The following is a 13,150-nucleotide window of genomic DNA, read 5'->3' on the forward strand; positions in this document are numbered from 1 at the left end:
GTTCAGCAATGTATTTTTCGTATTCACATAAATAGAATCTGATAATATCAGTTATATACGCATAAATTTTTCAGGAAAAGCCTAAATGGAGAGAAAAATAGTAACATTAATGTTGATCTTGGTCTTTGTGGGTATTACCGCTACTCCGGTTATGGGTGAATGGTCATTACCTGGAGGATACTGGCTGAAATACCTTTCAACAGAAGAATGGGAGGTTTTTAATCTCACGGCAATGTTTGAAACCATCGATTCTCTGGATGAGAAAACAAAAAACGGTATTCCACTGACTCCAGGAATTACTGGTAAAGGATATATTTTTTACGGAACCGGCTATGATGACGGTTGGGTGGATATCATTTCACCAGGAGTCTATCATCTGACTGATGATCTTCACGTGTTCACATCGGATTATGGAATCCGAATATCTGCTCCCCGTGATATCCTGCTTAATGGGAATACCTATGGAATTATCAATGAACGAGCGAATAGATCCGGAACAGTAGGAATTGATATTACAAAAAATGCTACCGGGGCGACTGTTCTTGGCTTTGGCAGATCTGATGTCGGGATAACTGGTTTTGAAGACGGTATTTTATCCAAAGCATCTCCTGTTATCATTAGCAGAATGCAACTATCCAGAAATGATGTTGGTATCAATTCATACGGGATTTCCAGCATCATTACCGGAAATACTATCCGGAAAAATAGTATCGGACTGAACCTCTCTGGTCATGTAGGATTGATATTTGGAAATTCTCTCGATGAAAATACTGATGGAATCCTAACAAATGGAAGTACATACATCATTGCCAGAAACCATGTTGAAAACAGTGGGAAAGGTATAGAGACAACTGGAAGTTCGATTCTCATCGCTGATAATTCTCTGGTAGGAGATAAAAACGGTATCATATCATCAGGAAGTTCAATTGATAATCAGGCGAACCTTATTGAGTATACTGAATATGGAATTAATGCTACAGGTAGTTCAATAAACATAGCCGGAAATAGCATTTCAATGAGTGAAAATGGGATTTTTTCATCCGGTAGTTCAGCTAACATTGTTGAAAATGTCCTTAGCATGAATAAAGCAGGGATTATATCACGTGGAGCGTCTACGAATATCCAGATGAACAACCTCTCTTCTAACGATGTTGGAATCATCTCAACCGGGCATTATGCGGCAATCATGAACAATCTTGCTCATCAGAATGGTATTGCAATACAAGCTACCAATTATTCGGTAGATACCTTGCAAAACTGGAACTATATTTCTGAAAGCAGAGATATTGATGTTGCAATTATTGGAGATGTTAAGCCTGAGGATGAATCACTTTCATTCCTTTCTTCACTTGTAATATCTGATATTAGTATGCCTGATGGAGCCTTACCCGGAGAAAACACCACCTTGAACATATCTTTTACAGATAAGAGCGATCCCCCTCTATCGGAAGGAACGAAGATAACTCTCTCTCCAGGAAGTACTATTGCAAAGAATATGGGACTCATCGAAGGAACGCTTAAAAATGGGACTGTCCAAATGAATCCGGTAATTACCATACCTGCCCAAAATGGAACCTATGAATATTCCTTTATCCCTGAACGGGTAAAAATAAAATCCGGAAATCCGCTCCTCGTACATGCAGGACCGTTCATCCTGTTTACGATTACTGTTGGAGATGATGTTACCCTGAACCTTGTCCGGAGAAAACATCTGTAATGGGACAATTTTTGTCTCATTTTCTGGACGCAGAGGGAGAAAATTTTAAAATTTTTTTGACACCTTACCAATAACAATTCCTGGATTGCTCAATCATCCAGAATATTTCTTCCAGGTGACGATGGGAAAAGATTTGTTTTGGAATCAGGTTATCCGGGTAATACAAAGGAGGGAGGAAGGATCTTTATCTGTAGTAACTATTATTTGTTGGAATGGTTTTCTTGAATATTCATACAGTTATTGGCCCTGCCTATTGAAACAAATCACACCCACCTATTGGAATTTACCTGGACCATTCCAGCAATTAGTGTAGTCATCCATATTAATCTGATAAGCGGAATTACACTGATGTCGGCGGAAGGCGGCGGAAAGGTTCCGCTATCTAAATCTCCGCCCGTTTTAGAATTGGCCCTAGGGGGTGGCTCTGTTTGTTCATTTTTTCTGAGTTGGCGGAACGGCGGAAGGTTCCAGGTACACAGTCATATGAGATCCCTGGTTCGTGTGTGCTCTGTAAATCCCAACTCTTCCGCCTACTATAATAAAAAATTAATTTATTATAATATTTAGTAGAATAAGCCTTATTTCGGTCTTCGTTACCCGGCGGAAAGTTCCGCCAGCTTTCCGCCGCCTTCCGCCAATCCGCCGGGATCATCAAACTGATCATCTCTTTGGTTTCGTCCATATTCGGGAACAACCGGAAACAACATTCCGGAATAACCGTGTTCTGAATCAATCGGTCTTTGATAATTTTTGGATAGACAAATAGATATTAAAAACAAGTAGTCGCTTGCGAAGTAATTTTCAGTATTGAAAAGGACATTATTGGAAATCTGGATATATTATCCATTTCTTAATGAGTCAGTGTGTAAAAAGTAACATCGTAACAACAAAACATTCAGAAAAAAGATTTAGCGCCGAAAGGGAGATTTGAACTCCCGAGGTGTTACCACCAGTGGTTTTCAAGACCACCGCCTTCCCGGACTAGACTATCTCGGCTCCCTATACATCTCTGCATGTGTCACATAAAAACTATTCCTAAGATACCGATCAATACCCGTATATTCTTACACATTTTACCCTAAAGCAGAGGGATCATTCTGCATTCATCAGTCACGGTAACCGGAATCGAGGGTCTTCCCCTGATTCAAAAAGGTGATGACCTTCCCCAGTTGATTAGCGAGAGATGCGCTCTTGAAAACGGGGATATCATCTGTATTGCAAGTACGATAATATCAAAAGCAAAAGGATACAGTCGGTCCCTGTGCGATGTATCGCCCGGGCAGCAGGCAACCCATATTGCATCAGTAACCGGCGAGGACCCCCGGTTTTTGCAGGTAGTATTGGACCAGGCCTGTGATGTTCTGGTTGAAACTCCATTCACGCTTACTGAGCTCCCCTTCGGTCATGTCGGCGTCAGGTCCGGAGTTGATGCAAGTAACGTGGAAGATGGCCTTGTTATCGTTCTCCCTCCTGACCCAATGAAGGAAGCGAAAGAGGTAAGGGAGAGCCTTCTCCGGATAACCGGAAAAGAGTGTGGGGTCATCGTGACCGACACCTGTGGCCGATCATTTCGCCGGGGTCAGACCGGTCATGCAATCGGCTGGAGCGGTATGACTGCCATTCGGGATTTCCGGGGAGATACTGACCTGTTCGGAAGAACACTTGAAATTACCGAAGAAGCAGTAATAGATGAAATATCCGGATTTGCAAATCTAATCATGGGAGAGAGTAACAATGGTATCCCTGCAGTTCACTTCCGGGGAATTCCAAAATGGACAGGGCATGACAATATCTACTTCAGACCTGAAGAAGACATCATCAGAAAAGCCCTGAAAAAAATGTGAGAACAAATTTAGAAACTAACCATATTCAGGACGAAGATGGCAACACCACATACAACCGCAGTAGCTAACACCGCGTACGGGCTGATGTGGACTGCCCGCCGGTCTTCACTGTCATAATAATTGACGAGACCAGCAGATGAGATTAATCGTCCACCTGCTTTTTTTGCCATAATCTATATCTGACCGCTGAATTATATAAAAGACAAGGCCGGCAATTTAACATGATTCATGAGTATTCAGTATCGGGGACTGCTCTGACCGGAGAAGATTTAGAGGCGCGGGATGTTACGATTGTTGTTGAAGATGGCATCATCACGGCGATAGAAGAGGAAAACAAGGTCTCTCCATATTGGATCTGTCCTGCTTTTTTTAATTCGCACACTCATATCGGCGATACGGTCGCGATGGATGTCCCCTGTAATGGAACCCTAGAAGAACTGGTAACCCCTCCGGATGGATTAAAACATCAGATCCTGGCACAAACATCCCGAAGTCATCTCATTACAGCCATGCAGAATACGATGCATGAGATGATCCATTCGGGAACCGCTGGTTTTGCAGACTTTCGCGAGGGAGGACCGGAGGGGGTGAGTGCTCTTAAGGAAGCATCCCGTGATCTATCTGTAACTCCAGTTATACTCGGGAGAAATGGTGGAGAAATGTACGCTGAGGGAGCTGGAATCAGTAGCACCCGGGACACTACTTCCTGGTCTGAAGTTGCTCATCGTATGAAAAATGAAAAAAAGATAGTTGGTATCCATGCCGGTGAAAGAGATCCTGAAGATGTTGATACCGCTCTTTCTGCAGACCCGGACTTTCTGGTCCATTGTACTCATGCAACAAAAAAACAGATTCGAGAAATTGCCGATCGTGATATACCGGTAGTAATCTGCTGCAGATCTAATTTTCTTCTTGAGGTAACACAGGGTATGAGTCACCCGCCTGTTCATGAAATGATGGATGCCGGCGTCAGAATCCTGATTGGGACAGATAACGCCATGTTTGTACAGCCAGACATGATGCAGGAGATAGCATTTGTTCATACGGTATACCATGTACCTGCACAAACTTTGCTCGTATCAGCAACAAGCGGGTTTTCTCCCGGAGGCATATCTCACACCATAAAAAAGGGGAATAAAGCATCCTTTTTTGTATTGGATACTTCATGGGGGAATTTACACCATTCCCGCGATATCAAATCCACCATTGTAAAGAGAGCTCCAACGGGCCATTTTTGCGCAAGAATTTTTTAGGTTAAGTCCAAACTAATGTGGAAGCTATTTTAAGGGGTGTGTATGTACAACACAATTCTTGTTGCAATTGATGGTTCAGTTATCAGTGAAAAGGCATTTTCAGATGCCATAGAGCAGGCTATCGCATGGAAAGCAGATCTTCACGCAGTCTACGTTGTTGAATCAGGATTATTCTCTGATATCCCGGTAGACAGCAAGCTGGAAATTATGTATAGTCTGCTTGAGCAGGAAGGAAATACCGCACTTGAAAAAATCAAGGAAATCGCCCAGAAAAAGAATGTAACCGTAACCACTCATTTTGAGCAGGGACATGCAGGTGATACCATTCTTTCAACCGCGGAAAAAATCAACGCTGATTTAATTGTTATGGGTTCGCACGGAAAGAGTAACATTGACCGGATATTAATTGGCAGTGTAAGTTCATTTGTGGTAGAACACAGCAAAGTCTCAGTGTTGGTGGTGAGATCATAGTGGCAGTCCCGCTGGTATCAGACTACATGACGACTGATGTCGTCTCCGTGGAGATACCCGGAAACCGGGATGATGTGCTTAAAATTTTAAAAAGAACCGGTATTAGTGGAGTTCCGGTACTTAAAGATGGCAAACTGGTTGGAATAATTACCCGTAAGGATCTTCTCCATAAACCTGAAGAGAACCAGCTTGCTCTGCTGATGACTCCAAACCCTCTTACCATTCGTCATGATGCACCCCTGACAGAAGCAGCCCGGGTAATGCGAAAGTTAAATATTCGCAGACTTCCTGTTGTCGATGAATCGAATAAACTGGTAGGACTTATCAGCGTGGCCGATCTGGTCCTTGCAATCGCCAGAATGAAGATAGAAGACGAAATAAAAGATGTCTATACCAGTCCTACCTTTGCTCTCTGGGAAGAAACACCCCTGCCTCTTGTTGGCAGAATTATGGAAATATCGGGATTTGAAGCCATACCTATCCTGAGCAAAGAGTCAAAATTACAGGGCATAATTTGCGAGCGTGATCTCATCCGCTGCGCAATGATTGAAGATTCAGTGGAGACATCTGATCTTTCCACAACCGGAACAGATGACGATGAATGGACCTGGGAAAGTATCCGCGATGTGCATCATATCACCTATGGCATTTCCCGTGTCCAGCTTCCAAACCGGCCGGTAAAAAATGCGATGATTACCAATGTCGTGATGGTACCGCCAAATGCAGAAGTAAGTGAATGTGCCCTGAAAATGAAACGGGCCAGAGTAGATCAGCTCCCCATAGTAAATGGAGATAATCGTCTGATTAGCATGCTCTTTGACAGGGAACTTATTAAAGTTCTCCTGAATGAAAAATATCAATAAAAAACTTTAAATTATTGCAGGTTATTTGTAACTAAGGCATTTTTGCTTCTGCAATACTTTCGTATTTTTTCTAATTATTCCTGGAGTCCATTATGGTCGAACAGAGCGATACAATGAAAGGTACAACAACTGTCGGAATTGTTTTTGAGTCCGGTGTTGTACTTGCAAGTGAAAAACGGGCAACAATGGGTTACCTTATTTCAAACAAGACAGCCAAGAAAATATACCAGGTCGCACCCCGTATCGGACTTACTACTGCTGGTGGTGTTGGCGATGCGCAACAACTTGCACGTCTTATGACCGTTGAGGCAAACCTCTATGAAATCCGGCGAGGAAAGCGGATAAGTGTTCAGGCAGCTTCAACTCTTCTTTCCAACGTACTTCATGGAAACCGGATGTATCCATTCTATGTACAACTGCTCATCGGTGGTGTGGATGAAACAGGTCCGGTTCTTTTCTCAGTTGATGCAGTCGGAGGATCCGGCAGGGAAGATGGTATTGTTGCCACCGGTTCAGGATCGCCCATGGCCTATGGTGTTCTTGAGGACAGGTATGTCTCCGGAATGGATGAGAAATCCGCAGTAGAACTTGCAATTCGTGCACTGCGTTCTGCTATCAAACGTGATGCAGGATCAGGAGAAGGAATGGCAGTTGTAGTTATTACTCCGGATTCTTACCGCGAACTAACCGATGAAGAAATTAGTGTTTTGACACCAAATTAGAAAAATAAGACAATAGACTATTTTATATATTTTATTACTTTTTTAGGACGGTTTTATGCTTATTGAGGAACGTCTCAAAGAGATTCAGGAAAAAATCAAAAAGAAACTCCCGAAAGGGATTACTGTTGCATCGGTTGAATTTGAAGGTCCGGAACTGGTCATATATACAGATGACCCGAAAACTTTTGCAGATCAGGATGATCTCATCAAAATATTAGCCCGGGACATCCGCAAGCGAATAGTTGTTCGTCCGACAATTCTGGAAGATCCGGAACGAGCTGCATCAGCGATTCGTCGTGTAGTAGGAGAGAATGGAGGTATCAGTGACATCTTTTTTGAAGCTGATACTGGAGAAGTGTTAATCGAGGCTGAAAAACCAGGTGTTGTCATCGGGAAAAATGGGGCCACTTTGCGGGATATCACCCGTGAGATTGGATGGACTCCGAAGGTTGTAAGAACCCCTCCGATTGAGAGCAGCACGGTAAAGCAGGTACGACAGTATTTACGTGCCGCCCATCAGGAACGAAAAGAACTTCTTAAGAGAATTGGACGAAGGATCCACCGGGATGTCATTTCAAAGGATCAGTGGATTCGTGTTACTACACTTGGATGTTGTCGTGAGGTAGGAAGAGCAGCATTTTTACTCTCTACTCCGGAAAGCAGGGTTCTGATTGATTGCGGTGAGAAACCAGGTAATCTTGATTCTAACCCATATCTGTATGTCCCGGAAATCCACCCTCTTACCCAACTGGATGCTGTAGTGCTCACTCATGCCCACCTGGATCATTGTGCATACGTTCCACTTCTGTATAAATATGGATATGAAGGCCCGGTGTATTCAACTCCTCCGACCCGTGATCTTGCTGCAATGCTTCAACTTGACTATCTTGATGTGGTGAACAAGGAAGGAAAACCAATCCCTTATTCATCAAACGAGGTCAAGGAATATATCAAACATTCAATTGTGCTAAATTATGGCTGTGTAACTGATATTGCACCAGATATTAAACTGACTTTCCATAACGCCGGACATATCCTGGGATCCGCAATTGCTCATTTCCATGTGGGAGACGGTCTTTATAATGTAGCCTTCACTGGTGACCTTCATTATGGGAAGAGCCGTCTCTTCAATGCAGCAGTAAATCATTTCCCAAGACTTGAAACCATGTTCATGGAATCTACCTATGGTGGGGCCCAGGACATGCAGCCTTCCCGGAATGATGCAGAAGAGCAACTATACGAAGTATTTCGTGAGGTTCTCGGCCGGGGTGGAAAGATCATCATTCCGGCATTTGCAGTCGGACGTTCACAGGAAGTCATGCTTGCCATTGAGGAAGGAATGCGCCTTGAGAAATTCCCACAGGTCAAGGTCTATCTTGATGGTATGATCAAAGAAGCAACTGCAATACACACGACCTATCCGGAATATCTCAATTCCGAATTACGAAATCTGATATTCAAAGAAGGACACAATCCCTTCCTGGCTGAGTGTTTTGAACAGGTTGATTCCCAGGAGAAACGTGAGCGGGTTATTACCGGAGAACCCTGTGTTATCATCACTACCAGCGGTATGCTGAATGGTGGTCCGGTCATGGAATACCTGCGAAATCTTGCTGATGATGAGCGGAACTGTCTGGTATTTGTTGGTTATCAGGCTGACGGTACACTTGGCCGAAGAATTCAGAAAGGATGGCGTGAAATTCCTATCGGTAACCGCGAAACAATCATTGTAAATCTGGATTGTATCACCGTCGACGGGTTCTCTGGTCACTCTGACCGCCGTCAACTGATGAATTTTGTTTCACATATGCAACCAAAACCAGAAAAGATTTTCACAATCCATGGTGATGAAAACAAGACCATCGATCTTGCCAGCTCAATTTACAAGAAATTACATATTCAGACTACATCTCCCATGAATTTGGAGACATACCGGCTTATCTGATCCCATGGTCAGACCAGTATTTCTTTTTTTTGCAGTTTTTGTTATCATGGCATTATCAAATGCCATCGTACCTGTACTCCCTGACATTGCCGATGATCTGTCAGTTCAGACACTCATTTTTTCAGCATATTTTTTTGGTGCCATGATTGCAACACTTCCTTCAGGCATCGCAAGTGACCGTTATGGACAGGCACTGGTTATTCGGATTTCTCTTTGCATTGTCCTCGTATCCGGCCTGCTGATAAGCATTCTTCATGATCCTTTTGAACTGTTATTCTGGAGACTTGCTGAAGGAATAGGTTCTGGAATGTTTCTCTCTTCTGCTCTCTCCTGGATAAGTTACCAGTCTGATACGCTCCGAAACACCGGTTATTTCATGGCTTCACTGAATTTCGGGCTATTGGCCGGATTAATCGGCACCGGATGGCTGGTAATGGAATCCGGAGAATTGTATGTCGGGGTATGGGTCTTTACTCTGATGTGTGCAATGATAACCGCTTATACCCTTATATTTCCTGTATCTGAAGTTGGAGAAAAACTTTCCGTACCGGCAAAAATTCTCCTTTCAGAGACTGGCCATCAGATAATTCGCCAGTACCCACTCTGGTTTTCTGTCATTATTCTTTTGGGATGTACCGGGTATGCCCAGGCAGTATTTCCGGAATTGTCTGGTGTCCAGGTTCATGAAATAAGTCTTGTTCTTGCTGCGATGAATTTTGCAACTATCATAACCTCACTCCTCGCCCATCACCTGAAAACTGATCCGGTCATGCTCATCCGTGTATCTGCGATTATGATGATTCCGGTTCTTTTCACATTTCTGGAGTTTCCTTTCTCGGTTCTCATCATGGGGGCAATTGTCGGAGTTATCATGGTATCGCAGGTTGCGTATTTGTCCCTTGCAGAGGAACATCAGGGTATTGCAATGGGACTCTTTTCAACCTTTAGTTACGGGGGGATGACTCTTATCCCTGCACTTGGGGGATTTCTGATTGAGAAAACTTCCTTTCATATATCTTCACTGATTATTGCTTTATGTGCTTTGGTAACTGCATTTATCATTGGCAGGTGTTCCTGCAAGGGTTTTATACTTCATGATAATTTCAGATGACGGGACTTTTCCGGTTGAAGATCAACAGGAAGTGTGGGATAATGAATATAGAAAAAAAGGCAGACTCTGGGGAAATGTCCCACTTGAAGAGACTGCTTATAAAATGGGAGGAATATTTCTTGACCTCGGATGTGGAGACGGGAAAAACCTTCGGAGAATTACGACAGAAGATAATATCCGAATAGGTCTTGATTTCTCTTCTGAAGCGTTATCACTTTGTAGGAATAATCCTGAACTCAATGATGTCTCTTTTATCTGTTCGAATGCTCTGAATCTGCCCTTTAAAAAAAATTCTGTACAGTATGTTGATGCCCACCACATCTTAAGTCATCTTCTCCTCGACGAACGTATCCAGGTTGCTAAAGAAATTTCTGCAATCCTGTCTCCAGGGGGGAGAATTATGGTCACCGTTTTTGGAAAAGAGGATTTTCGTTATGGGGCCGGCATTACTGTTGAACCAGATACTTTTCTAAAAGGAAATGGTATTATCACCCATTATTTTTCGCCGGAAGAATTTCATTCCCTTTTTCCGGAATTGATCTTTTATTCACAAAAAAAGTATTCCTGGTCGATGAAAGTGAAAGGAACAGATCATCAGCGATGTGTGTGGACAGTCGTCTATACAAAAAAAGTTTGACCAATGATAACATTTAATCACATTTTCTTTCATATGGTAAAAAAAATTGATTAAAAACAGTCCCTACGTGCGTTTGGTGATCAGACAGTCCCGGAAATGGCATTAAAAAATTCCCGATGCGTTTTCTATCTGTACTATCCCTCTTACAATCACTCTGAATCGTGCATTAATTTTTCAAAATTTCTTTCTAATTGATGCAAACCTGAATTTTTTTATGAATACGTACTATCTGGATAAGACGTGAAAATTTATATGTACATACTGGTAGGTACATACCCTGTAAGAAAAAGATATACCTTATTACATAAATAGTAATCAGCATGTCACCAAGCTTTGCCGATTCGGAACCGGAAGATATCTACGAACATGATCTTTCCCGGATTGGTGTTTCTCTTCCATCAAATTTACTCCAGAGCTTTGATCAGATTTTAAAGACAAGAGGATATTCATCACGTTCAGAAGGTATTCGTGATGCTATCCGGTCATATATCCGGTACCATAAATGGATGGCAGATCTTTCAGGACCACGTCAGGGTGTTATCACGCTGGTGTACGATCATCACCAGCGTGGTCTTATTGCCTCATTAACCGATATCCAGCATGATTATATGGATTTAGTCCAGGCATCACTCCATTCCCATGTTACACATAACCGGTGTGTGGAAGTTCTTTTAGTGAAAGGTGATGCCCAGGAAGTAAAAAATATTGCCGAACGACTCATGGCACAAAAAGGTGTTGAGACCGTGAAACTCACCACCATTCCTCTTGAAGGATAACCTTTTTTTTCTATACCTGATAGGCAGGAAGGCTTTTCCTGTAAAACCAGTTCCGGTAAATAATTGGAGTAGATATTGTTGTGAGCAGGCTCATAAAGACTATCCCTGCGTAAATATCCTGTCCGATTGTTCCTGCTGTCAGTCCTATCAGTGCAACTATCATCGCTACCTCTCCCCTGGGAGACATACCAAACCCGACAATCAGTGAATCGCGGGTATCCATTCCCAGGAGTTTCGACGGCAGAGCACATCCGATAACCTTTGTCAGAATGGCAATTATGGATAGAACGAGCATGAAAATTACTCCCTCAAAGGTCAGGGCGTGAATATCCACTAGAACCCCGAGCGAAACAAAGAAGATTGATGCAAAGATGATCTGGAGATATTCTGCTCCCTCCTTGAAATCCCGGCTGTGACGAAGGCCCACGCTCTCCATTGACACTCCGGCCAGAAATGCCCCGACAATACCTGACAATCCAACAAGGTCTGCAACCATTGCATAGAAAAATGCGATCATCATTGCAGTAATAAAGATAAATTCAGGATATTTTTCTGCAATGGATGAATGGTCCAGTTTTATCAGGGCCCGGCTTATCACGGAGACTCCTAAAAGTCCGAATATCACCATGAATCCAATTGCTTTGAGAAATACGATTAAAATTCCTTCCGGAGTAAAAGTTCCGGACACCATATCTTCGGTAATGGCAAGAGCCATAAGACTCAATACATCATCAATTACTGCTGCACCAATGATTGCTTTTGCTGCATCTGACTGAAGCTGGTTTATTTCACGAAGGACATTGGCTGTAATTGCAATGCTTGTCGCAGTAAGTGCAGTACCTACAAAAAAGGCAGACTGCATGTCAAATCCGAACAGAAGAGAGGTTGCATATCCTCCTATCCATGGGATGATGACTCCGAAAACTGCAATAATTCCGTATTTCAGGTTAAATATATCCCGGATATTGAATTCAAATCCAATAACAAAAAGCAGGATTATTGCACCCAGATGGGCGATACTGCTGACAAAATCGGTGTATGTGACAAGACCGAGAACACTCGGACCTACGATTAGTCCGACAAGTATCTCTCCAATTACTGCAGACTGGTTTATTCGGGATGCCAGAAGATAACCTGCAAGTGCTACAAAAAGAAGCAGGCTCATCTGAAACTCAATTGAAGACATTACTCCTTCCGGAATCATAAATTACTCTCCTGGTTTTCTCTGACGGCGTTCAAGACAATTACGGATAATTTCAGTGCCATTTCTGATTTTATTCAAATGGTCTTCTGCCTTGTTCTCTTCATCATAGAGTTCATCAAGGGCAGTGGTTGAATCCTCGATCAGTTGCAATTGTTCGAAAATTCTCAAACGAGCTGATTCCAGGTATTTTTCGTTTCGTATTGCATCATCTTCAGCCTTGCTTCTCCTGACCAGATGTTGTACAGCATGTGCCAGCTCAGTAAACAGGGGTTTTGGATCGCCACCTTTCTGAAGATAAAAGTCCGCTCCGTTGTTTAAGGCTTCGATGACCACTTCTTCTCTCCCTTTTCCGGTAAAAATGATGAATGGAATAGAGGGTTTTTCAGCCCTGACCAGTTTTAAAAGTTCGATGCCGTCAATACCAGGCATGTCATAATCTGATATTATTGCATCAAAGGGTTCGTTTTTTAGTTTATTAAGGCCTTCTTCAGCAGAATCTGCAATATCTACATCCAGCCCTGCTTCTTCTCGTAAATATATCTGAGTAAGAGTAAGCAGAGCCATTTCATCATCAATATATAATATTCTGGTCATTTTTTTGCATATG

General features: G+C 42.7%; 13 protein-coding genes and 1 tRNA gene. 10 read left to right on the top strand and 4 right to left on the bottom strand.

Going from position 1 to position 13,150, the window contains the following annotated elements:
• The first annotated feature begins 85 nt into the window (after positions 1–85).
• Positions 86–1,717 carry a right-handed parallel beta-helix repeat-containing protein gene (locus DLD82_RS06800; RefSeq protein WP_109940362.1) on the top strand — a complete coding sequence of 544 codons (1,632 nt, stop codon included), beginning with the start codon at positions 86–88 and terminating at the stop codon, positions 1,715–1,717.
• 912 nt (positions 1,718–2,629) lie between these two features.
• Here DLD82_RS06800 and DLD82_RS06805 read toward each other — a convergent pair.
• A tRNA-Ser gene (locus DLD82_RS06805) sits at positions 2,630–2,713 on the bottom strand.
• A gap of 101 nt (positions 2,714–2,814) precedes the next feature.
• On the opposite strand from DLD82_RS06805, the gene DLD82_RS06810 reads away from it, so the two are divergent.
• Positions 2,815–3,561, top strand: coding sequence for a coenzyme F420-0:L-glutamate ligase (locus DLD82_RS06810; RefSeq protein WP_109940363.1), 747 nt, complete (start codon positions 2,815–2,817; stop codon positions 3,559–3,561).
• An 8-nt stretch (positions 3,562–3,569) separates the two neighbouring features.
• Here the strand turns inward: DLD82_RS06810 and DLD82_RS06815 are convergent, their stop codons facing one another.
• A complete protein-coding gene (locus DLD82_RS06815) occupies positions 3,570–3,731 on the bottom strand; it encodes a preprotein translocase subunit Sec61beta (protein ID WP_109940364.1) in 162 nt (53 codons plus the stop codon).
• A 51-nt stretch (positions 3,732–3,782) separates the two neighbouring features.
• Here DLD82_RS06815 and DLD82_RS06820 point away from each other — a divergent pair, with 51 nt between their 5' ends.
• The 8 genes from DLD82_RS06820 (at position 3,783) to nikR (ending at position 11,339) form a co-directional block, all read left to right on the top strand.
• The gene (locus DLD82_RS06820) at positions 3,783–4,814 is read left to right on the top strand and encodes an amidohydrolase family protein (protein WP_109940365.1); all 1,032 of its coding nucleotides are present in this window, start codon (positions 3,783–3,785) and stop codon (positions 4,812–4,814) included.
• A 42-nt stretch (positions 4,815–4,856) separates the two neighbouring features.
• Positions 4,857–5,285, top strand: a complete 429-nt coding sequence (locus DLD82_RS06825; RefSeq protein ID WP_109940366.1) for a universal stress protein — start codon at positions 4,857–4,859, stop codon at positions 5,283–5,285.
• 26 nt (positions 5,286–5,311) lie between these two features.
• Positions 5,312–6,148, top strand: coding sequence for a CBS domain-containing protein (locus DLD82_RS06830; protein WP_109940367.1), 837 nt, complete (start codon positions 5,312–5,314; stop codon positions 6,146–6,148).
• A gap of 92 nt (positions 6,149–6,240) precedes the next feature.
• Positions 6,241–6,870 (top strand): archaeal proteasome endopeptidase complex subunit beta, encoded by a 630-nt coding sequence (gene psmB / locus DLD82_RS06835; RefSeq protein ID WP_109940368.1) that lies wholly within the window; start codon positions 6,241–6,243, stop codon positions 6,868–6,870.
• A 55-nt stretch (positions 6,871–6,925) separates the two neighbouring features.
• Entirely contained in the window at positions 6,926–8,815 is a 1,890-nt protein-coding gene (locus tag DLD82_RS06840; protein WP_109940369.1) for a beta-CASP ribonuclease aCPSF1, read from the top strand.
• A 4-nt stretch (positions 8,816–8,819) separates the two neighbouring features.
• Entirely contained in the window at positions 8,820–9,926 is a 1,107-nt protein-coding gene (locus tag DLD82_RS06845) for an MFS transporter (RefSeq protein WP_109940370.1), read from the top strand.
• A complete protein-coding gene (locus tag DLD82_RS06850) occupies positions 9,910–10,563 on the top strand; it encodes a class I SAM-dependent methyltransferase (RefSeq protein WP_109940371.1) in 654 nt (217 codons plus the stop codon). The genes DLD82_RS06845 and DLD82_RS06850 overlap by 17 nt, the downstream gene beginning before the upstream one ends.
• A gap of 320 nt (positions 10,564–10,883) precedes the next feature.
• Positions 10,884–11,339 (top strand): nickel-responsive transcriptional regulator NikR, encoded by a 456-nt coding sequence (gene nikR, locus DLD82_RS06855; protein ID WP_109940372.1) that lies wholly within the window; start codon positions 10,884–10,886, stop codon positions 11,337–11,339.
• A 10-nt stretch (positions 11,340–11,349) separates the two neighbouring features.
• On the opposite strand, the gene DLD82_RS06860 is transcribed toward nikR, so the two are convergent.
• Together DLD82_RS06860 and DLD82_RS06865 are read right to left on the bottom strand one after the other, a co-directional pair.
• Entirely contained in the window at positions 11,350–12,543 is a 1,194-nt protein-coding gene (locus DLD82_RS06860) for a cation:proton antiporter (RefSeq protein WP_109940373.1), read from the bottom strand.
• Positions 12,544–12,546: 3 nt separating this feature from the next.
• Complete coding sequence (locus tag DLD82_RS06865) at positions 12,547–13,137, bottom strand: response regulator (protein ID WP_146199718.1); 591 nt, start codon at positions 13,135–13,137, stop codon at positions 12,547–12,549.
• Between the last annotated feature and the right edge of the window lie 13 nt (positions 13,138–13,150).

The sequence above is a fragment of the Methanospirillum stamsii genome (genome assembly GCF_003173335.1).
In the GTDB taxonomy this organism is placed as follows: Archaea; Halobacteriota; Methanomicrobia; order Methanomicrobiales; family Methanospirillaceae; genus Methanospirillum; species Methanospirillum stamsii.

Coding starts and splice junctions, on each gene's coding strand:
- DLD82_RS06800 (WP_109940362.1), top strand. CDS start 86: ATGGAGAGAAAAATAGTAACATTAATGTTGATCTTGGTCTTTGTGGGT.
- DLD82_RS06815 (WP_109940364.1), bottom strand. CDS start 3,731: ATGGCAAAAAAAGCAGGTGGACGATTAATCTCATCTGCTGGTCTCGTC.
- DLD82_RS06820 (WP_109940365.1), top strand. CDS start 3,783: ATGATTCATGAGTATTCAGTATCGGGGACTGCTCTGACCGGAGAAGAT.
- DLD82_RS06825 (WP_109940366.1), top strand. CDS start 4,857: ATGTACAACACAATTCTTGTTGCAATTGATGGTTCAGTTATCAGTGAA.
- DLD82_RS06830 (WP_109940367.1), top strand. CDS start 5,312: ATGACGACTGATGTCGTCTCCGTGGAGATACCCGGAAACCGGGATGAT.
- psmB (WP_109940368.1), top strand. CDS start 6,241: ATGGTCGAACAGAGCGATACAATGAAAGGTACAACAACTGTCGGAATT.
- DLD82_RS06840 (WP_109940369.1), top strand. CDS start 6,926: ATGCTTATTGAGGAACGTCTCAAAGAGATTCAGGAAAAAATCAAAAAG.
- DLD82_RS06845 (WP_109940370.1), top strand. CDS start 8,820: ATGGTCAGACCAGTATTTCTTTTTTTTGCAGTTTTTGTTATCATGGCA.
- DLD82_RS06850 (WP_109940371.1), top strand. CDS start 9,910: ATGATAATTTCAGATGACGGGACTTTTCCGGTTGAAGATCAACAGGAA.
- nikR (WP_109940372.1), top strand. CDS start 10,884: ATGTCACCAAGCTTTGCCGATTCGGAACCGGAAGATATCTACGAACAT.
- DLD82_RS06860 (WP_109940373.1), bottom strand. CDS start 12,543: ATGATTCCGGAAGGAGTAATGTCTTCAATTGAGTTTCAGATGAGCCTG.
- DLD82_RS06865 (WP_146199718.1), bottom strand. CDS start 13,137: ATGACCAGAATATTATATATTGATGATGAAATGGCTCTGCTTACTCTT.